A 20,231-nucleotide genomic window follows, 5' to 3' on the forward strand; every position below is an offset into this window, starting at 1 on the left:
TCCGGGAGGGCGGTGGTGGTTCACGTGTCGAAACCGACGGGCGGCACCCATGCTGTCCGTCGGTTTCGTTCGTTCCAGCTCGCCTCGCGGGTGCGCACGCACCCGCGTCGCGGCCGGAACGGCGGCTTGGGAGGGCGGCTGGGGACGGCCGTCGCCATGTCGGCTCGGGGCGGCCTTCGCCGTGCCCCAACTCGGGGCGGCGTTCGTCATGCCGCGCGGGAGCTTGGGGTCATGCGCGATCTTGCGTGGTTCGGCGGCGCCCGTGAGGCTGTTCGCATGGTGGGAACAGCCGGCGGCCGGGCCGTGGGTCGACGTGGTCCGCGGGCCCGAATGCCGGGTGCCCTCCTGGCCTTTCTCACCGTGGTGCTGCTGGTGGCCCTGTGTCCGGCCTGCGGCGGCGGGGCCGGGGGACGTCCCGGAGCATCGGGGGCGGGCACCGGCGCGGCGGGAGGCGTCGGCGCGGCGGGCCCCGGCGGGGTGACGGCGACGGCCGTGCCGGTCGTGGCGACCACCGGCGGCGAGGTCCGCGGGGTGGCCGAGGGGCCGGTGCTCTCCTTCTACGGGCTTCCTTACGCGGCACCGCCGGTCGGTGCGCTGCGCTGGAGGGCGCCCGCCCCGGCGGCCCCGTGGAGCGGCGTGCGGGACGGCTCGGCGCGCGGCCATCCATGCCCGCAGGAGGGGCCACTGGCAGCCGGCGCCAGCGAGGACTGCCTGTTCGTGAACGTCACCATGCCGGCGGACGCGCCTCGGGCCACCGGGACGCCGCCGGCCGCGGGCGGCGGCGGTACTGGCGGTAGCGGTGCGGGGCTGCCGGTGCTGGTGTGGATCCACGGCGGCGGCTTTGTCACCGGATCGGCCAACGATGTGGACATGTCCGCGTTCGCGGCCGGCGGGCCCGCCGTGCTCGTGGGCGTCAACTACCGGCTTGGCGCGCTCGGCCAGCTCTCGCTGCCGGCACTGAACACCGAGTCGGGCGGCGACGCGGGCTCGTACTCCCTGGCGGACATCATCGCTGCGCTGCGCTGGGTGCGGGCGAACGCCGCCGCCTTCGGCGGGGACCAGGGGAACGTGGCGATCTTCGGAGAGTCCGCCGGTTCGGTGAACGTCTGCGGGCTGCTGGCAGCGCCGTCCGCGCGCGGGCTGTTCCAGCGGGCGGTCATGCAGAGCGGGCCGTGCCAGTGGTCGCTGCCGACCATGGCCACGGCCGAGGGCACGGGCCAGCAGTTCGCCGCCCGAATGGGCTGTACGGACCCCGCCGGGGTGCTCGACTGCCTGCGGGCGCGGCCGGTGGAGCAGATCGTCGCCGGCTCCGGGCAGGCGGACATCCTGACCGCTCCGACCTGGGCGCCGGTGGTCGGCAGCCGGACGCTGCCCCGCTTCCCGGTGGATGCCGTCGCCGCCGGCTCGGCGGCGGGGGTACCGGTCCTCCTCGGGACGGTGCGCGACGAGGGGCGGGCCTTCACCTCCAGCTACGACTCCGGTGGGGAGCTCACCGCCGAACGGTTCGCGCAGATCGTCCGGGCGGAGATCCCCGACCGGGCGGACGCTGTCCTCGCGGCCTACCCGCCGGGGGCCGTCCCCGCCCGCGAGCGGCTCGCGCAGGTGATCACCGACCGGGTCTTCGCCTGCCCGACCGCGCACTCCGCTGACCTGTTCAGCCAGCCCCGCGGCCAGCCCGGGTCGGGGGCTGTCGTGCCCGGGCGGGCGTTCATGTACGAGTTCGACGTCCCGGGTCTCGGCCCGGTGACCGACAGCGTGGCCACGGGAGCCACCCACGCCGGGGAACTGCCGTACCTGTTCCGCTCCGCCGCCTCGGACGCGCCGCACGCGGGGGCGACCGCCAGCGAGCGCGCGCTGTCCGCGGCGATGGTCGACTACTGGACACGGTTCGCCGCCACCGGTGATCCGAACACGCCTCCCGCCGGAGCCGTCGGTGTGGGATCCGGGGAGCGGGTGCTGCCGGGCTGGCCGCCCTGGCCGGGGGAACGGAACTCGACCGTTCCGGACCGGCTGGCCCTCGAGCCAGGCGTGCTGCTTGCACGGTCCGGCTACGCCGTGGCACACCACTGCGACCTCTGGGGCTGACCCGCGCCCCGGTGATTGTTGCCGTCTGGGCGATTCACGGGTTTGCGTGCGATCGCCCCGTAGCTGCTGACCTCGGCGTCCGTGAGCTCCGCCGACCCGTCCTCCGGCTGCCAGCGGTGGGCCGGGACCAACCCGGGCGCCACCAGCTCGAGGTCGCCGAGCACCGCGGTGATCTCGGCGCGGGACCGGGGCCGGAAGAGGATCCCGCGGTCCTGGTAGATCGTGGTGCCGAGCTCGGCGACCTCCGGGGCCACGAAATCCCCGGTCGCGTGGGCGATCGCCAGGTAGCTACCCGGAGCGAGAGCCCCGAGCAGCTCCTGGACGATGCCCGCCGGATCCCGGTCGTCCGGCACGAAGTGCAGGATCGAGAACAGGGACAACGCGACGGGCTGGTCGAGGTCGAAGATGTCGCGCAGCTCGGCGGAACGGATGATCCTGCTGGGATCGAGCAGGTCCGCGTCCAGGTAGGCCGTCCGGCCCCGCGGGGTGCTCGTCAGCAGGGCGCGAGCGTGCGACAGCACGATCGGGTCGTTGTCCACGTACAGGACCCGAGCCGCGGGGGCGGCCGCCTGCGCCGTCTCGTGCAGGTTGGGGCTGGTCGGGATGCCCGTCCCGATGTCGAGGAACTGGCGTATCCCGGCGTCGCGGGCCAGGTGGCGGATCGCCCTCGTCATGAACGACCGGCCCTGTAACGCCGCCGTCCTGGTGGCCGGGTAGACGGCCATCAGGTCTTCGGCCGCTTCGCGGTCGGCGGGGAAGTTGTCCTTGCCGCCGAGGAAGTAGTCGTACATCCGGGCGGAATGTGGGACGTCGGTGCGCAGCTCGACCTGGGGCGCACTCCGGTGCGCCGGCCATTTCACCTCAGCGCGCGTGGCCTCGTCCATCCCCGCCTCCGGGCTGTCGCAGTCACCCCTGGCCGCCGTCGCCCAGGCGGGTGCTCTCCGCGGACCGCCCGCGACCAGCCGCTTCAGGACCGGTCGGCGGGGGGCGGGACGTCCGGAACCCGCTCGTCGATGAGCGCGCCGGTCGGGAGCCGTCCGGGCGAACACCACCAGAGCCGGTACCGGAGACCGCGCACCGTGCTGGTGTTGGCACGATGTGTGGAGGGCACTTGCCGCGATTATGTCGAACTCGGACAGCTCTCGCGCCCAATGTTTCATTGAGGGAATCCATGGACCGATTGATCCCGATCCGTCGGACCGGATCTCGCCATGATCATCCGGTCCGACGGGTCGGTCCGCCCGACGGACCGACCCGGACGGGTGGATCGATCCCAGGTCGGCGGAGTGTCCCGGGCCCGAGCGGCCTCCGTCAGGTCGGGCGGGGCGCGCCCCGGTAGGTCCCGAACGACCAGCTGTTTCCCTCGGGGTCACGGGCGGCGAAGTCCCGTGATCCGTAGTCGGTGTCGTGCGGTTCCACGGTGATCTCCGCTCCCGCGGCCCGGGCGCGGGCGCACAGGGCGTCCGGCTCGGCTGTCACCACGTAGGCGCCGAAGCCGCCCGGCTGGAAGGCCCACGGATCGTCGGGGTTGTCACGGGTCGAGCCGAGCATGACACCACCGCCCTCCGGCCACGCGAGCTCGGCGTGGTCCACCCGGTCACCGGCTTCGCCGTGGTCGGCGGGGCCGTACGAGACGACCTCCTCGAAGCCGAACGCCTCGGTGAGGAAGGCGATCAGCGCCCGCGCGTCGCGGGCTCGCAGCGTCGGCCAGACCTGGGGCGGCGGTGCCTTGTCATCGCTCATGACTGGTTCGCGTCCTCTCCACGGCAGACTCTCCGCGGCCGATGGTCAGCGGACCCGGGACGGGTCCGGCCCGTCCAACGATCCGCCGAACCCAAGGCCCCCGGCTTGGACGTTTCGGAACTCCCCGGTGAGCCACCTCCGAAGGGCAACCGGTGCTTGTGGTGCACTGGTCACGGTTCGCCCTGAAACGAGTTGTGCCAGGGGTGTACGGGCCGGACGGCAGGGAGTGACCTGACCCGCGCGGGACCGTGGAGGAGACTGTGCCTTTCACGTTGAGTCATCCCGTCGCGGTGCTGCCGCTGCGGCGGCTCGGGCTGCCGATGAGTGCGATGGTGGCCGGGTCGATGGTTCCTGATGTGCCCGTGTTCCTCGGGTGGTCGGCGATGTACCACCTCAGCCACAGTCTGCTCGGTGTTGTGACCTTCGTTCCGCTGCTGTCGCTGGTCGCGTTGGGCGTCTGGTTCTGCCTGGCTCGCGATGCCCTGCTCGATCTGGCTCCGGATCCGGTCAGGCTGCGGCTGCCTCCCCGGGCACGGCCCACGGGACGTCAGTGGCTGCTGGCCCCGGTGGCCGCGGTCGTCGGAGGCCTGACGCACACCGGGTGGGACGCCTTCACGCACGAAGACCGGTGGGGTGTCCGTCATGTGGCCTGGCTGAGCGCCGACCACGGAGCCCTGCCCGGCTACAAGTGGCTTCAGTACGGCATGGGCGCGGCCGGGCTGGTCGTTGTCGCTGCGGCTGTCGTCGTCCACCTGCGGGCGCTGCCACGGGGACCGCGGCGGCCACGGCGGTACTCGGCGGAGGCGGCGGTTCTTCCGGCGGTGGTGGCCCTGGCAGCGGGGGTCGGCGCTGTCGTCGGCCTGGCGCAGGCGTCGAACGGGCTGCATGCCGTCGCCTTCCGCGGCGTCGTCACCGGTGTGATCGCGCTGGTGGCGGGCCTGTTCCTGGTCGCCGCCGGATGGCGGGCATCGGGCCGCACACTGGAGCAATGGCCATGCCAGCCGACACGTTCGCCGTGGTGGACGAGTACGTCCGCGCGGCGCCGGTGCCCGCGTTACGCCCGTACATCGCCTGGTACAGCGGCTACCGCCAGCGTGGGGTCGCACCTGCCCTGCACCGCGGCCTGCCCTCGCCGTACCTCACTCTGATCTTCACCCTGGACGAGCCGCTGATCGTTGTCGGCCACCCTGATCCGCATCAGGCGCCGGGCGGCTACGACACGCTGCTCGGCGGACTGCACACCTCGCCGGCGTTGATCTCACACGACGGCGCCCAGTCGGGAGTGCAGGTCGCGCTGCGGCCGCTCGGGGCGAGGGCGCTCCTCGGCCTGCCCGCGGGTGAACTTGCCGACCAGGACCTTCCGGCGGATGCGGTCCTCGGCGACGTGTGTGCGGAGACGCGGGAGCGGATGCGGGCCGCCTCCGGCTGGGCGGAACTGTTCGCGGTGCTGGACGACATCCTGTGTCGGCGGGCCGCGTGCCGGACGTCGGCGGTCGCGCCGGAGATCGCCGAGGCATGGGCGATGTTGGAGCGTGCCCGGGGCTCCGTCTCGGTGGTGGACCTGGCGGCCGAGGTCGGATGGAGCGCACGTCACCTGCGGAGCCGGTTCAGGACCGAGATCGGCCTGACACCGAAGGCGGCGTCCCGGGTCATCCGGTTCGACCACGCCCGCCGTCTGCTCGCCCGGCGTGCCGTGGCCGGGGACACGGGGGAGCTCACCCTGGCGGACCTGGCGGCCGGTTGCGGATTCTTCGATCAGGCGCACCTGGCACGCGAGTTCCGCGCGCTGGCCGGGGTGCCGCCGAGCCGCTGGCTCGCGGAGGAGGCGGGCTACCCGCCGACCGGTCGGCGGGCGCGGGCCGAGAACACCGGGACGAAATAGGTCGGGCGGTCGGTGGCGGCGTCCACTTCGGCGAACGCCTTCTCCCAGCGTCCGACGTCGTCGCTGTGGGCGTGCCCGGCGGCCGTCATCGCCGGTACGGCGGCCCAGGACGGTGGCCGCAGCCCCGGCGGCGGCTCGTTGACGTTGTACCAGCCCCGGTGGTGGACGTCGACGAGCCCGGCCGTGCGCAGTAGGGGGCCGAGCCGCAGCCCGACGGACAGGTCATTGCCGAGGGCCGTGTGGAAACGGTGGTACCGCTCATTGAGCTCGAGGATGCCGGTGACTGCCGGCGGGCCGCCGACGATCCGGAGCGCCGACGCGTCGATGTCGAGGAGGTACACCCAGCCGCCGGGCTTCACCAGCGTCGCGAGGTGGTCGACGATCGTCTGCTCGCGACCGCCGTTGTGGGCGAGGACATGGCGCATCATCACCGTGTCGTAGCTGGCGGCCGGGAGTCCGCTGGCATCCGCGGAGCCCTCGGTGATCGAGATGTTGTCGGCCTTCCCGGCCGCGACGACCTGCCCGGCCAGCGCCCGCGCGTCGGGGTCCCGGTCCACGGCGTCGACCTTCCCGGTCGGTCCGACCACGGCGGCCAGGGCGAGGGCGAGCGCGGCCGGTCCGCAGCCGACGTCCGCGACCCGCGCGCCGGGGACGATCCCGGCCGCGGTCCATTCGACGGACTCGTCCTGTTGCGCCACCGCCGCCATGAACTGGTAGCGAGCCAGCTCACTCGAATCAAGGGTCAGCACATAGGCGTTCTGGCCGCCTTCACCGTGATCGGTCACGGTGCGAAGCTAGTACGCGGGTCGGGACTTCGGGCCGCACAGTCGCCTGGCCGTCACGGCGGCCGCCCGCACCGGACAGGACGCCGTCCTGTCTCGCCCGACGGGCGGCCGCGCCGGCAGGCGCGGGTCAGGTCTCGCCGCGGGCCAGCAACGGCAGGTCGTGGGCGTAGTCGGCGACCGAGGTGCCCGTCAGGTAGGCGACCCGGGCGGTGCCGTCCGGGCTGAACGCGGTCACCTGTGCGCTGTGCGTCACGTTCACGGTGCCGTCGGCCTCGCGCACCGCCGGCTCGATCGCGACGTCCAGTGCGTCGGCGAACTCCTTGATGTGCGGCCAGGTGCCGGTCAGGCCGATGAAGGACGCGTCGAACTGGTCCAGCCAGCGGCGGATGACCGGCCCGGTGTCACGGTCCGGGTCGGTCGAGACGAACACGACCCGGATCCGGTCGCGGTCGGCCGCGGGAAGGCTCTCCAGCGCCGCGTCGAGGTCGGCCATGGTGGTCGGGCAGATGTCGGGGCAGTTCGTGAACCCGAAGAACACCAGCGTGACCCGGCCGGCGGTCGCCTGGTCCGTCCGCAGGTCGAACGGCGCCCCGGCGGTGTCGACCAGCGTCGTGGCGGGCTTCGCGACGGGGGCACCGAGAGACACACCGCGCACCCCGGCCGCCCCGCTGGCCTCGCTGAGATCGACCACGGCCGGGCCGGACGAGCCGTCGCCCCCGGAGCCGCAGGCCGCCCCGGTGAACAGCAGCACGGCCGCCGTCGCGGCGCACGCCAGGCCGGTGGACGTCCGCCCGCGCCGCCCGCGCTGTCGGTCCTGCCAGTCCCGTCGGTCCCGTCGAGGCTCCGGGCGCGGCGGGCCTGGCGGTTCAGACCCCTCGGGCGGGGCAGACCGCTCAGGCCGCTCAGGCCGCTCAGGCCGCAAGGCGGACCAGCTCCTCCGCCTGCTGCTGCCACCAGGCGCCGGCCTCGGGGTCGCCACGTCCGCATTCGCCGTCGCTGGCACCCGGGGTCTTGATCCAGAGGAACGCGTCGGCATGCGGTGAGCCCGTCTCGGTCGTGGGGGCGATGCCCAGGCCGCGTCCCGGCGGGTTGCACCACGGGTTCTGGAAGCCGTCGGCGGGGCCCTGGCCGTTGCGGGAGGTGTCCACCACGAAGTGGGTGCCACCGGTCAGAGCCGAGACAACCTCGCCGCGGGCGACCTCGCCCTCGGTCCGGTAGTAGTTCGACACGTTGACCGCGAAGCCGCGAGCGTTCTTCACCCCGGCCCGCAGGAGCCGCTCGGCGATCACCGGGGCGGCTCCCGCGGGCATCCAGCCGCAGTTCGCGCCGTCCAGGTAGACACTGGTGTTGGGCAGCGCGCCGTAGACGCCGACCGCGTCGTTGAGCAGCGCGTAGCGCTCGGCCTGCTGGTCGGCGGGCAGGCTCTCCATCTGGCCGAGCGAGTCCGGCTCGAGGACGATGACCGCGCGGGCGTCGCCGATCGCGCCGGCGACCTGGCGGGTGAACGTCCGGTAGGCGTCGGCGTTCGGCAGGCCGCCGGCGGAGTGGCCGGCCTCCGCGTCGCGGTGCGGAATCGCGTAGATCATGAATGTCGCGGTCGTGCCGGTGTCACGGCTGGCGGACGCGCGCTTGTGGACCTCGCCGGGCACGTCCCGCAGCCAGTCGCCGACCGGGTAGGCGGTGGGGGTGTTGACCAGCGGCGCGAGGATCTGGGCACGGGCCGGGTTGCGCTGCGCCTCCTCGGCCGCCTGGCTGCCGTGGTCGACGAGGAAGGGCGCCGCCGGAGCCGGATCGGCGGGGGCGACGGACTCGGCGGGCCGCTGGGCGCCGGCCGGGTCGCCTGCCGGGCAGTGTGGTCCGACCGCCGTCAGCGGACCGGCGGGAACGTTCGGCGCGCCCGCGGTCACGGTGGGTGCCGCGGGGTCGGGGTCCGACCCCCCGCTGCAGGCGGCGAGGGCGAGTACCGCGACCGCCGTCGCCCCCGCGGCACAGGCCCGGCGCCGGAGGCGGGTACGACCTGGCCGGTCCCGAAGCCCGCGCCACCGCGGCTTCGGCCCGTTGCCGTCTTCCGCCCGGAGGCTCACCCGGCATCCCCCCTGCTCCCGTGATCCAGCCGGCCGGGCCAGACGATTGTGTTGTGCTGATTCAACCCGTCCCAGGCTAGTACTGACCGTCCGGCCGGCCCGAATGGTGGGGGTGGCGGCTCACTGGACCTGCACCCAGGTGGCGACGGACGGAATGTTCTCGCCGTTGTCGACGAAGAGCATGTACCAGTCGGGCGGGAGCAGATTGCCGTTCTCGGGGACACTCACCGTCACCTTGCCGTTCGCCTGGCTCACCAGGGGGAGGGCCACCGAGCGCTGCTCGGTGTCGGTCACGTGCGTGTAGGCGCCCGGGCGGATCAGACGGACCTTGGACACCTCCTGAGAGACGCCCAGGTCGATCGTGGTACCACGGGTCACCGAGGTCGGCGCGGTCTGGATGACCGGCCGCTCACCCTGATACATGTAGGGCGGACTGTAGATCTCGATCTGGGTCTCGAAGAAGTTTTCGTCGCTCAGTGGATTCGAACCGAAAACCGCCACCCGGCCGTCGGGCATCAGCAGATAGCTCGAGTGGTAGTCCCGGCCGACGAGCGGGTCGGCGGCCGGGGTGAAGGTGTTCGTGTCCGGGTGGTAGATCTCCGCCGTCTGGGTGTCCTTCTGGCGGTAGGCGGTGGAGCCGCCGGAGACGAGCACGGTGTCGTCCGGCAGGACGACGACGCCCGGATAGCGCTTCGCGACGGTGGTGTCCGGTCCCTGGACGTAATGGGGATTCGGCTCGTCCAGGTCGACGACGGCGGTGCGGGCGGTGGCCACCTGGGTGTCGCCGACGCCGCCGCCGGCGACGAACATCACCCGCTGTTCCTGGGCCGGCGGCAGCAGCACCGTTCCGGCGGTCTCGTTGATCTCCGGATCGGGCAGGCCAGGAATCTCCTGGAACGTACCGTCCGCGAGGCTCCAGAGACCGGGGTGGCGGGCTTCCAGCGAGGTCGGTCCGTAACCGGCGTTCGCTCCGGAGAAGAACAGCCGGCCGTCCCCGGCGAGCAGCAGCGACGGGTAGGTCGGGAACTCCTTGACCAGCCCCTCGTTGTGGTTCCACGTGCGGCTCGCCTGGTCGAACCACTCCGTGTTGCCCGGGTCGATGTCGCCCTTCTCGTTCAGGCCGGAGACCGCGACCACCTGGCCGCTGGCCAGCGTGACCAGCGTCGGGTACCACCTGGCGAATTGCAGGTCGCCCGTCTTCTCGTACCGCTCCGTCTGCGGATTGAACGTGTAGCTGTCCTTCAGCCCCTGGTACTCCTGCTTCTTGCCGTCCGGCGAGTCCTGGGCGAGGACCTCGTACTTCTTCGTGCCGCCGGCGATGAGCAGCTCACCGCTCGGGAGAAACGCCTGGCCGGCGCAGAAGACGTCCCACGGCGTGTACACCTGCTCGAAGGTGTTGGCGACCGGATCCCACAGCAGGGTCTCGAAGCGCTTCGCGTCGAAGCTGGCCTGGTCGTTTCCCGATCCGGCCAGCAGCAGAATCTTCCCGGTGCGCAGCAGTGCCGCGTGGATGGAGCGCGAGCCGGGGTCTGCGACGATGTCCCAACGGCCGTGCTGACGCATGTAGTCCGGCTGGTGCGAGCGCCAGGTGTCGTACTTGTCGGTCGCCCAGGCGCTGAGGAACGGGCCGTTCCCGGCCACGATGACAATGGCTAGGCAGCAGACCTGGACCACTCGCCACCGACGCGGCCCGCTGATTATTTTCATCGTCCCATCAGATTCTCGTCATGGCCATCAGCCGATCTCTTCCAACAGGCCGTCGAGTGACACCCGCCGGCGGCGGGGATGCAGGGTCATCGTGACGTCCTCGGTGTAGTGCGGAACGCCGGCGGGGGAGCGGCCCTCCCGGGCGAGCGCCGCCCGCCGGGCGGCGAGGACCTCCTCCGGCGACCCCTGCCGGGAACGGAGAGTCACGACGGTGTCCTGATCGACGTCGTCGGGGTCAGCCGAGTCACGGCGCAGCCCGGCGGCGGCCAGGACGGCGCCGACGACCGGCCGGGACGTCCGGACCGTGTCCTCAGGAGTGCCGGTGCCGGTGCCGGTGCCGGGGCTGTTGGCGTCGGCGGCGGCGACGATGGCCGCGATCCGCGGCTTCTCCGTGCGCACGGTGTCGTCGCTGAACCAGCCCGGGTCCCGCGGCCGCGACTGCTCGGCATCCCCGCCGCCCGCCGCGCCGTCGCGGGCGCCGACGGGCTCGAGGCCGGTCAGCGTCGGATCGTCGCGCTCCCCCCCGGCCCGCCCGGCGCCGGCGTGCTCCGGGGAGCCTGCCGGCCTGGCACGCCGCCGCCCGGGTGCGGCGGGACGTCCCTGCTGGGCCCGGCGTGGCTGGGCGGGCCGGGGCTGGTTCGGGCGCGCCGGCCGTACCGGGTGCGGCTGCGTGAGCGGCGGCGCCGGCGGGGGGACGGGCGGAACCGTCCGCTCGGTGCCGGGTGCCTCCGGGAGCGGCGTGCCGACGGTCGCCGGGTCGACGTCGGACGGCCTGGCACCGAACCCCTTCCCGCCGGGTCCCCTTCCGCCGGGCCCGTTCCCACTGGCGCTCCCTGCGCCGATCGCCCCCATGACGGTCGTGTCCGCGGCGCTCGGGTCGAGGGCGGACGTCTCGACCGTGGCCGGGTCGACGCCGCCGCGACCGGCGGGGGTGCGGTCGGCGCGGCGCTGGGCGTCGGGGCGCGCGTCGGCCGGTGCGCGGTCGCCGGTGCGCTGCGGCGGGATGTGGGCGGCCGGCAACGGGTTGGGAGCGACCGCCCGCCGCGGGGCCAGGATCGGCTCGATCAGCCACAGCCCGATGGGAATCAGGCAGGTGATGATCGACAGCGAGGCCCAGACCATGTTCGCCGGGTACAGGTGACCGAAGACCGCGGCTCCGGCCACGGATCCGCCCGAGACCGCCGCCCAGAACAGGTGCTTGCGGAAGGTCATCAGGCGGTCCGGGCTGGCCGCGTTCCCCTTGGGGGTGACCACGAAGCCGAGCTTGCGGCGGGTGAGCGCGCCGACGAAGGCCGTCGAGTAGAAGGGCGTGCACAGCACGGACACGAAGATCCCGCTCATGCCCGCGCTGCCCTTCTCCTCGTGCGGGCTGATGTTGAACCGCCGCAGCCAGAAGTAGAGCAGCATCCGCGCGACGAACACGTCGACGTAGAGCGCCAGCCAGAACGAGACGTTGACGAGGACGCCGGTCGAGCCGAGCGCCATGTAGAGCACGGTGAGCAGGTTGCCGACGATCCAGGTGATCGCGACGGTGGGGTAGTGCACCATCAGCGTCAGGTAGTGCAGGCGCGGTCCCCAGCTCAGCGCCTTCAGTCGCCGCGGGGCCTCGGTGACCATCACCTCGTTGGCGCCCCGCGCCCACCGCAGCTGCTGGCTGAAGAAGTCCGTCCAGTTCGCCGGGCCCTCGCCCACGGCGACCACGTCCGGGGTGTAGACCGACGTCCAGCGGTGCCCGGTGACCTCGTTGAACGAGCCGTGCACGGCGAAGGAGGTCGCCAGGTCCTCGGTGATCGAGTCCTGGAACCCGCCGATCTGTTCCCAGGTGGACACCCGGTAGGCGTGGTTGGTACCCACGAACATGCCGGCCGCGAAGCGGTTCGCGGCCCGCTGGATCACCGAGTGGAACATGTAGTTCTGGGCCTCGGCGCCCCGGGTCAGGTAGTGCCGGAAGTTCCCGTAGACCTGCGGGCCGACCACGAAGGCCACATTCGGGTCGCGGAAGTACCCGAGCATCCGGTCGGCGAAGTTCGGCAGCGGGATGTGATCCGGGTCGACGGAGAGCACGACGTCGTACTTGTGGCCGTTCGCGTCAAGCCACGAGTTGTGGTTGCCGTGCTTGGTCTTGGCACGGAACCGTCCCTTCGGCGTGTTCCATTTCTCGACGCCCTTGCGGGAGAAGTGGTGGACGCCGGTCTCCCGGCACATCGCCTTCACGGCCGGGTCGTTGCCCTCGTCGAGCAGCCAGACGTCGATCTGCTCGCTGTACTGAATGTTGCGGGCGGCGATCAGGGTGTCGCGGACGATGTCGACGGGTTCCTTGGACGGCACGATCGTTGTGGTGAACGCCACTCGAAGCCCCGGGGGCGGCAGCACCGGCACCGGGTCACGCATGATCACTGATGACCAGCACAGGATGATGGAGCTGAGCAGGCGGATGCCCTCGGTCACCACGATCAGCCAGAACATGATGTGGTTACCGACGGCCACCGCCGTCGGTATGTATTTCGTGCTGGGATAGTGCTGGGGCTGGAGAAGCCAGACGAAGAACAACGACGACAGGCCCAGTGTCGCGATGAGCAGCGGCATGACCTGCCAGAGCACACGACCTGCCATGATGCGCCGGTACTCGACGTGGTGCACCGCACCTTCGGCCGGGCGCGTCAACGGCCCGGCGAGCGTCGAGAAGGTCGCGTAGTCGTATGCCACTGCTGTCCCAAACGGTCGTCGCGGAGATGGTGCCGAACGGATCCTGGGTAAACCTGTGGAATTCGGCGCGGGACTCCGCGGTCAGGTCAGGATGTGTCGCGGTCGGGACTGCGGTCGGGGTCGCCTTCACGCTCCGAGCTGAGCTCGTGGTCGGGTGCGCGGCCCGCCGGAGGGGAAGCGGCGTCTGTGGGCCGGGATACGTCGCCGCCGGGTCGTGCGCTTCGCTCTAACACCAGCCGGGCGCATCCCGCGACCAGGATGACGGCTCCGGCCGCCAGAATGACCCAGAGACCGAACGCGCTTCCGTGGGTCGCCGTCGGATTCTCGGTCTGGAAGGTTCCGATTCGGAGCCGTTCGAGCTTGCGGGCCACCGGTTCAGCGGTCTGCAGCGCGGTGAGCGGAATGATGACCATCACCAGGCCGGCGACCGGGATCAGTCGGCGCAGCCAGATGTTCTCCTCGGCCGGTGGGATCAGGACGAGCAGAGTAACGACCACCCCGACCGCGAAGACAAGCTGCCCCGCCGGCGCGAGCTCCCAACCCGTCTGGTTCACGACGAGGAGATCGGCGCCCCGGTCGGCGAGGGTCGCGTGGGTCCAGGGACGGAACGACGCGAGTGCGGCGATCACACCGGCGAGCGAGCACACCGGTCCAGTCGCGGTGACGAGCCGGAAGCGGAGAGTTCTCGTCTCTGCTCCGCTCGGCCGCGGCCTCGCTGGTGAATCCGCCCCCATTGATGTATCCCGCCCTCGAGGAACACGAAGTGCTTGCCGTCAATCGGCCGTCATCGTACATACCTCCGCTGTGGGCCCTGGCTCGTGGTGCTTTACGGGCCATGATTGCGTGCCTCTCACGTAACGGTTCACCGTGCTGTGAGCGCAACCACGTCATTACAGTGACGTGAGTGTCGGGCTCTCGGGTTTTCTCTGCCACGAAGGCTCGAAGGTGGCGGACGGTCGCCCATCGGCCACACTGCTCGCGCACGCCGGAGCGTCAATTATTCGACCGGAGTTGTTCGCGTGCGTGCTACTTGGCCTGCCTGGAGCGCGACGACGTCTGTGCGTAGCCAGCCGCCGCGCCTTCGTGGCCGTCCCGAATCAACGTGCGGCACCCGGTGAATCTCGACACCAACGAGGGTGCCCAAACGGTGGTCGGGATCACCGAGCCCGATCGACGCGCGGGTCGGGACGAACAGGAGAACGGCCCGCGCGGTGTCGTCGACGTCTACGACGGTGCAGTCGACGTCTACGACGGTGCCCGCCGACGCGCACGGCGCAGCCCCGGCGCGTGCTCGTGTGCCACTCGTCACGGTGGGCCCCGGAACGAGTCGGGCGGCAGGGACGTCAAGGCACGAACTGTGGCACGGTTGGGCGCAGGGACGAGAGAAGAGGGACTGCCGTGCGAGAAGCAGTGATCGTGGAGGCGGTGCGCACGCCGATCGGGAAGCGCAACGGCTCCCTGGCGGGCGTGCACCCGGTGGAGCTGGGCGCCCTGGTGCTCAACGAGCTCGTCAACCGGACCGGGATCGATCCCGCGCTCGTCGACGACGTCCAGTGGGGGTGCGTGACCCAGCTCGGTGACCAGTCGAGCAACGTCGGCCGGTACACCGTCCTCGCCGCCGGCTGGCCCGAGAGTGTCCCCGCGGTCACCGTGAACCGGGCGTGCGGATCGAGCCAGCAGGCGCTCGACCACGCCGCGTTCGCCGTCATGTCCGGCCAGCAGGATCTCGTCGTGGCCGGCGGCGTCGAGTCGATGAGCCGCATCCCGATGGGCGCCACCCGGCAGATCGGCGAGCCCTACGGGCCGAGTGCCAAGGCACGCTACGACGGCTCCGACTTCAACCAGATCGTCGGCGCCGAGCGGATCGCACGCCGCTGGGGCTTCTCCCGCCAGCAGCTGGACGAGTTCTCCTCGCTGAGCCACGAGCGCGCGGCCGCGGCGGTCGACGCCGGTGCCTTCGAGCAGCAGATCGTCGCCGTCCCGACCGAGTCCGGCCCGTTCACCGCCGACGAGGGCCTGCGGCGCGGCACGACGCCGGAGAAGCTCGCCGGGCTCAAGCCCGTCACCGGCGAGGACGGTCTGCTGCACGCCGGGAGCTCCTCGCAGATCTCCGACGGCGCCGCCGCGCTGCTCGTGACCACCCCTGAGAAGGCGCGTGAGCTGGGCCTGCGGCCGATCGTGCGCTACCACAGCGGCGCGGTCGTCGGCTCCGACCCGCTGCTCATCCTGAGCGGGCCGATCCCCGCGACGGAGAAGGTCCTCGCCCGGGCCGGGCTCTCCATCGGTGACATCGGCGCGTTCGAGGTCAACGAGGCGTTCGCCTCCGTCCCACTGGCCTGGCTGGCGGACACCGGCGCCGACCCGAAGGTCCTCAACCCGCTGGGCGGCGCCATCGCGGTCGGGCATCCCCTGGGTGCCTCGGGCGCGATCCTGATGACCCGCCTCGCCCACCACATGCGCGACAACGGCATCCGGTACGGGCTGCAGACCATGTGCGAAGGTGGCGGCACCGCCAACGCCGCGGTTGTGGAACTCGTCACTGACTGACCAGCCGCTCCCGGAGGATCCCCGACCCCGATCCGCCGGAGTGAATCCCGTCGCCGAGGCGCTTTACCGGACCATCCGGCAGCGTCGGGACGTCCGCGGGCAGTTCACCGGGGAGCCGCTCGGGCCCGGTGTGCTGCGCCGTGTGCTGGCCGCGGCGCACGCGGCGCCCAGCGTCGGCCTCAGTCAGCCGTGGGACTTCATCCTCGTGGCGAACGCCGCGACGAAGGCGGCGCTGCACGCCCACGTCCAGCACGAGCGGCAGGTGTTCGCCGCCACGCTCAGCGGCGAGCGGGCGGAGCGCTTCGCGGAGATCAAGATCGACGGCGTGCTGGAGTCGACGCTCTCGCTGGCCGTCACCTACGACGCGTCCCGCGGCGCCCCGGCCGTCCTCGGCCGGCACGCCATCGCCGACGCCGGCCTGTACTCGGTGTGCCTGGCGATCGAGAACCTCTGGTTGGCGGCCACGGCGGAAGGGCTCGGCGTCGGATGGGTGTCCTTCTACCAGGAGGCTTTCGTCCGCGAGCTGCTCGGCCTGCCGGCGGGCCTGCGTCCGGTGGCCTGGCTCTGCCTCGGACCGGTGACCCATCTGGAGTCCACCCCCGACCTTGAGCGCCACGGCTGGGCCCACCGCCGCCCGCTGGACGCCGTCGTCCACCACGAGCGCTGGACGCCCTCCCCCACCGAAGCCGAGGCAACGGTCGGGAACGGAACCGGCCCCCCGGACTGACCGGAGCGCACGCCGCGACCGGAGCCGCCCCCGGAGCCGCCACCCCGGGGGGCGGGGCCTGGGAAGGAGCCACCGACCCGCCACGCAACTCCGGGTGGGGTGGGGCTAGCGAGTGGGGAACCGGGCTGGGATTCGGGTCGGGGTCGTGCGCGGCTCGGGCACCGGCGGGTACGGGGGGCGGTAGACGGGGTCGATCTGCGTGGTGAGGTCGGTGCCGGCGGACCTGTTCGCCCAGGCGCGGGCGTTGCGGCGGTGGATCTCGTGCATCTGCGCCACGAACCGTTCCGGGTCGCGCACGGTCCGGTCGACCAGGCCCTGCAGCGTGGCCAGGGATGACCTGGTCTCCGGGTCGAGGTCGTCGAGGTGGAACGGCCGGCCCTGCTCCAGGGCGCGGACGGGCGGGCAGTGGCGGAAGCAGGCGCGCAGGTCCGCGCCGAGGTGCTCGCGCAGGAACGCGACATCCGAGTCATCGGAGATCTTGTTGCCCACGGCCGACACGGTGATCTCGTAGTCCGCCGCGTACTCCCGGTACTGGTCGTGGACGGCGACCGCCTTCCGGGTCGGCTCGCAGACCAGGAAGGTGTGGTCGAAGCGGGTGAACAGCCCGGACGCGAACGCGTCGGCCCCCGCCGTCATGTCGACGACGACGTACTCGCCGGCGCCGTCCACCAGGTGGTTCAGTAGCAGCTCGACCGCGCCGAGCTTCGAGTGGAAGCACGCGACGCCGAGGTCGTCCTCGGTGAACGCGCCGGTCGCGAGTAGCCGGACACCGTCGACGTCCACACCGAAACGCTCCCACAGCGGGTTGTCGTCACCCGTCCGCAGCAGCCGCGACCCGGGGCCGGGCGGTGTCGTCTTGACCATCATCCCGGCCGACGGGATGCGCGGGTTGCTGCCGCGCAGGTAGTCCTTGATCACGTCGAGGTGTTCACCCATCGGCGGCGCCGTGGCCTCCTCGCCGCCCGCTCCGCCGAGCGCCGCACCGAGGTGCTGGTTGATGTCGGCGTCGATGGCCAGGACGGGATGACCTCGCGCGGCGAGGTGGCGGCACAGCAGGGCCGAGAGCGTGGTCTTTCCACTCCCACCCTTACCGACAAAAGCGATCTTCATGGTGGCTGTCTCCGAGGTCGTGGCGGCGGTGCCGCGATCAGAGCGGCATCATAACCGTTATCGTTTTCGATAGCCTGGAGGTGGGCCGCCGGGTGACAACGCGGACGCGCCGGCACGCGGACGCGCCGTGAGGTACGGGTGTGGGGAGTGCCCGGCTCGCTCCCGGGCCGATGGTCTGACCCGTGCCGGTGACCCCGGTGCCGCGCGGCTGTCCCGCGCGCGGCTGCCCTCCACATGGCTGCCCTGCGTGTGGGCTGCCCCGCGCGGGCGCCGCGGGATACCGCTGATGAAAGCGTTATCCTCGGGAAGATCCCGCGATGTTTCGGCGTGGCGAATTTGTTCAATTTCTTTTTCGGTAAACGGAAAGTTTTCTTCGTTACCTGTCGTTTACCGGGCGAAGCGTCGCTGTGACATGTGCCCGCCAATAATCTATGCGGGTTCGCCGGAATTCGGCCTACTCCGGTCGGCGCGCGGCCGAGAAAAGCGGGCTGTCGGGCGCGGGTGCACCGCGGTCGGCGGCCGCCGTCCTGTTCGGCTGATTGGAGAGGATATCATCATGCCATTCGTGATCACCTCCGCGTGCATCGATGTCAAGGACGGCGCGTGCCTGGGTGGCGGATGCCCGGCCGACTGCATCTACGAGGGAAACCGCAAGATGTACATAAACCCCGATGAATGCACCGAGTGCGGGGCGTGTGCGGTCGCCTGCCCGGTCGGGGCGGCGATGATCGACGAGATGGTCCCGGACGAGGAGCAGGATTTCATCAAGAGCGAGGAGCTGTTCTTCTCCGAGGTCCTGCCCGGCCGGGACGAGCCGCTCGGCGAGCCGGGTGGTGCCGCTGAGGTCGGCAAGATCAATGCTGACTCGGAATTCGTCGCCGCGTACAAGAAGTAGGTATCGCGGCGGGTGGAGGGGCACCTCGCCACGAGGCCACGCCGGCGGATGATCGCTGCCGGCCTCCAGACAGATGCGCCTGGTCCGCTCCCTGGTCGATACTCCGACCAGGGAGAAGCAGCGCCGTGAAGCCGTGCTTGCGATGCCCGTCCGTGGCCGAGGGGCGGCGTGCCACCACGGTGAGCGGACGCCGCAGCGATCGTCTGGGGGATCACTGGTGGAACGGTCACGCCGGTCGGGGCGGTCGTGGTGAGACCGCCCAGCCAGGACGCGCTCTGGGAGGCCGTCACCAGCCGCAACGAGGGCATTCTTGCCACGATCGGCGAGACCGGGCTGCCCCACCTCTCGAACGTCTACTACGTTGCCGACGCCGAGCGCCGGCTGGTCCGTGTCTCGACGACGGGCGTCCGGGCCAAGGGCCGCAACCTGCTCCGTGACCCCAGGGCCGTGCTGCACGTGCCCGGCGGCGACTTCTTCAACTTCGCCGTCGCGGAGGGCGAGGTCACGCTGGCGATCCCGAGCGCGCCGGGCGACGAGGCGACGGACGAGCTGTACGCCGTGCACTCGGTCTTCAACGGGGCGGCGGAGCGGCCGGCGTTCGACCACCAGATGCTCGAGGCAAGCCGCATGGTCATGCGGCTTGAGGTGAACCGCCTGTACGGCCTGCTGCACCGGGCCTGACGGGCCCGCCTCGTGGACGACTGGCAGGTCGGGGAAACGCCGGGAAGTGGAGGAACGCCCGTGGACGACTTCGCGGTGAGCTTCGAGGTGAGCAAGGACGTCGAGGCCATCAAGCAGTTGAAGGCCCGTTACTTCCGGCTGCTCGACACGAAGGACTGGGACGGCCTGCGCGGGCTCTTCACCGACGACCTGGTGGTCGACACCACCGGGTCGGGTGGCGGGGTGATCGCCGGTGCCGAAGCGTTCGTGGGATTCGTCAGCTCCCACCTCGCGGAGGCGGTCACCGTCCATCACGGACACACCCCGGAGATCACGCTGACCTCACCGTCGGAGGCCACCGGCATCTGGGCCATGGAGGACCGGATCTGGTTCGCGAACGGCCACGCGATGACCGGTTTCGGTCACTACCACGAGACCTACGCGAAGACTGACGGCTCCTGGCGGATCGCCTCCTCGACGCTGACCCGCCTCCGCGTCGACATGACCGGACCTGCCACCGCCTGACGGAAATCGACCCCCCGCGAACGCGGGTCGTGGTATTCCCGTCGGCAAGGTCAGGGATAGTCAGGGATAACGGGGCAGGTCAACCTACGGTGCCGGTCGGGCCGCCTCGGACCAGCCCCGGTCGCGCAGCGCCTCTTAGGCGATGCGGACGTGGGCGCTGGTGAACATCCTGTCCTTACGAGGGCTCCACTCCCGGACGAGCCGGCCGCCCGGCCGCGGTCAGGTCGGGTCGATGTGACGGGTGAGGAGTGTGCGGGCGTCGCGGGCTACGCCGATCATGCCGCGGCGTGCGGCGCGGTCGGCGACGTCGCGCAGGTCGTCGAGGTCCACGGGGTCGCCGGCGAGCGCGGCGAGCTCCGCGGCGAACAGGCGGCAGCGCAGCAGCGCGCCGACGCCCTGCGCGCGGGTGGCGACCTCCACGGCGGTCCGCAGGTGCTCGCGCGCGCCCGGGAGGTCTCCGTCCAGCGCGGCCAGCCGGGCGAGGGCCAGCGCGACCGTACCGACGTAGCCGCACTGGCCGATGTTCGCGACGCAGTGCGCGACGGGCGTCAGCCGTGCGGTCAACGTGGCGACCTGTGAGCGCAGGCCGAGGTCGGCGACCGCGTGGGCGAGCATCGTCAGCCGCGAGTGGGTGGTCCAGGTGACCGGCTCGACCTGCGCGATCTCCGCGATCAGCAGCTTGTCGGCATCAGGCTCGCCGCGGGCGACCGCGATCAGCGCCGGCGCCCACGGGACGAACGGGCTGACCGGCACCGGCTCGTCGGGCTCGTCGGGA

The 20,231-nt window shown here is 71.6% G+C and carries 17 protein-coding genes and 1 pseudogene; 8 read left to right on the plus strand and 10 right to left on the minus strand.

All coding sequences use genetic code 11. The features are described 5' to 3' along the window. Nucleotides 1–231: 231 nt before the first annotated feature. Nucleotides 232–2,085 (plus strand): carboxylesterase/lipase family protein, encoded by a 1,854-nt coding sequence (locus AC559T_RS30830; protein ID WP_498870938.1) that lies wholly within the window; start codon nucleotides 232–234, stop codon nucleotides 2,083–2,085. Here the strand turns inward: AC559T_RS30830 and AC559T_RS30835 are convergent. Together AC559T_RS30835 and AC559T_RS30840 are read right to left on the minus strand one after the other, a co-directional pair. After that, a complete protein-coding gene (locus AC559T_RS30835) occupies nucleotides 2,049–2,969 on the minus strand; it encodes an SAM-dependent methyltransferase (protein ID WP_498870939.1) in 921 nt (306 codons plus the stop codon). The two genes, AC559T_RS30830 and AC559T_RS30835, sit on opposite strands and share 37 nt — an antisense overlap. Nucleotides 2,970–3,396: 427 nt before the next feature. Then, nucleotides 3,397–3,828 carry a VOC family protein gene (locus AC559T_RS30840; RefSeq protein ID WP_498870940.1) on the minus strand — a complete coding sequence of 144 codons (432 nt, stop codon included), beginning with the start codon at nucleotides 3,826–3,828 and terminating at the stop codon, nucleotides 3,397–3,399. Nucleotides 3,829–4,088: 260 nt separating this feature from the next. Between AC559T_RS30840 and AC559T_RS30845 the strand changes: the two genes are divergently transcribed. Next, complete coding sequence (locus tag AC559T_RS30845) at nucleotides 4,089–4,976, plus strand: DUF4184 family protein (protein ID WP_498870941.1); 888 nt, start codon at nucleotides 4,089–4,091, stop codon at nucleotides 4,974–4,976. Next, on the plus strand, nucleotides 4,874–5,710 hold the full coding sequence (locus tag AC559T_RS30850; protein ID WP_235014868.1) for a helix-turn-helix transcriptional regulator: 837 nt from the start codon (nucleotides 4,874–4,876) through the stop codon (nucleotides 5,708–5,710). Before AC559T_RS30845 ends, AC559T_RS30850 begins: the two co-directional genes overlap by 103 nt. On the opposite strand, the gene AC559T_RS30855 is transcribed toward AC559T_RS30850, so the two are convergent. The 6 genes from AC559T_RS30855 to AC559T_RS30880 form a co-directional block, all read right to left on the minus strand. Continuing rightward, nucleotides 5,659–6,495: a methyltransferase domain-containing protein gene (locus tag AC559T_RS30855; protein WP_498870942.1), complete on the minus strand. Its 837-nt coding sequence runs from the start codon at nucleotides 6,493–6,495 to the stop codon at nucleotides 5,659–5,661. The two genes, AC559T_RS30850 and AC559T_RS30855, sit on opposite strands and share 52 nt — an antisense overlap. Before the next feature lie 127 nt (nucleotides 6,496–6,622). After that, on the minus strand, nucleotides 6,623–7,246 hold the full coding sequence (locus AC559T_RS30860; protein WP_235014862.1) for an SCO family protein: 624 nt from the start codon (nucleotides 7,244–7,246) through the stop codon (nucleotides 6,623–6,625). Nucleotides 7,247–7,406: 160 nt separating this feature from the next. Next, a complete protein-coding gene (locus AC559T_RS30865) occupies nucleotides 7,407–8,579 on the minus strand; it encodes a glycoside hydrolase family 6 protein (protein WP_498870943.1) in 1,173 nt (390 codons plus the stop codon). A 120-nt stretch (nucleotides 8,580–8,699) separates the two neighbouring features. Beyond that, nucleotides 8,700–10,286, minus strand: coding sequence for a galactose oxidase early set domain-containing protein (locus AC559T_RS30870; RefSeq protein ID WP_498870944.1), 1,587 nt, complete (start codon nucleotides 10,284–10,286; stop codon nucleotides 8,700–8,702). A gap of 27 nt (nucleotides 10,287–10,313) precedes the next feature. Then, on the minus strand, nucleotides 10,314–12,992 hold the full coding sequence (locus AC559T_RS30875; protein WP_498870945.1) for a glycosyltransferase family 2 protein: 2,679 nt from the start codon (nucleotides 12,990–12,992) through the stop codon (nucleotides 10,314–10,316). An 86-nt stretch (nucleotides 12,993–13,078) separates the two neighbouring features. Next, nucleotides 13,079–13,621: a hypothetical protein gene (locus AC559T_RS30880; protein ID WP_498870946.1), complete on the minus strand. Its 543-nt coding sequence runs from the start codon at nucleotides 13,619–13,621 to the stop codon at nucleotides 13,079–13,081. Between the two features lie 769 nt (nucleotides 13,622–14,390). Here AC559T_RS30880 and AC559T_RS30885 point away from each other — a divergent pair. Continuing rightward, nucleotides 14,391–15,539, plus strand: coding sequence for a thiolase family protein (locus tag AC559T_RS30885; RefSeq protein ID WP_498870947.1), 1,149 nt, complete (start codon nucleotides 14,391–14,393; stop codon nucleotides 15,537–15,539). A gap of 40 nt (nucleotides 15,540–15,579) precedes the next feature. Then, nucleotides 15,580–16,266, plus strand: coding sequence for a 5,6-dimethylbenzimidazole synthase (bluB, locus tag AC559T_RS30890; RefSeq protein ID WP_071064912.1), 687 nt, complete (start codon nucleotides 15,580–15,582; stop codon nucleotides 16,264–16,266). 105 nt (nucleotides 16,267–16,371) lie between these two features. Here the strand turns inward: bluB and AC559T_RS30895 are convergent, their stop codons facing one another. Further along, complete coding sequence (locus AC559T_RS30895; protein WP_498870948.1) at nucleotides 16,372–17,376, minus strand: ATP-binding protein; 1,005 nt, start codon at nucleotides 17,374–17,376, stop codon at nucleotides 16,372–16,374. 556 nt (nucleotides 17,377–17,932) lie between these two features. On the opposite strand from AC559T_RS30895, the gene AC559T_RS30900 reads away from it, so the two are divergent. The 3 genes from AC559T_RS30900 to AC559T_RS30910 all read left to right on the plus strand — a co-directional run bounded on the left by AC559T_RS30900 (nucleotide 17,933) and on the right by AC559T_RS30910 (nucleotide 19,456). Next, on the plus strand, nucleotides 17,933–18,271 hold the full coding sequence (locus tag AC559T_RS30900; protein WP_020464569.1) for a ferredoxin family protein: 339 nt from the start codon (nucleotides 17,933–17,935) through the stop codon (nucleotides 18,269–18,271). 246 nt (nucleotides 18,272–18,517) lie between these two features. Further along, on the plus strand, nucleotides 18,518–18,952 hold the full coding sequence (locus AC559T_RS30905) for a TIGR03618 family F420-dependent PPOX class oxidoreductase (RefSeq protein WP_498870949.1): 435 nt from the start codon (nucleotides 18,518–18,520) through the stop codon (nucleotides 18,950–18,952). A gap of 60 nt (nucleotides 18,953–19,012) precedes the next feature. Then, nucleotides 19,013–19,456 carry a nuclear transport factor 2 family protein gene (locus tag AC559T_RS30910; protein WP_498870950.1) on the plus strand — a complete coding sequence of 148 codons (444 nt, stop codon included), beginning with the start codon at nucleotides 19,013–19,015 and terminating at the stop codon, nucleotides 19,454–19,456. Nucleotides 19,457–19,675: 219 nt separating this feature from the next. Here AC559T_RS30910 and AC559T_RS30915 read toward each other — a convergent pair. Further along, nucleotides 19,676–20,231, minus strand: a pseudogene (locus AC559T_RS30915) (transcriptional regulator); the annotation flags it as partial.

Origin of the sequence: Frankia sp. Hr75.2, assembly GCF_949319125.1 — a bacterium.
Taxonomy (GTDB): domain Bacteria; phylum Actinomycetota; class Actinomycetes; order Frankiales; family Frankiaceae; genus Parafrankia; species Parafrankia soli.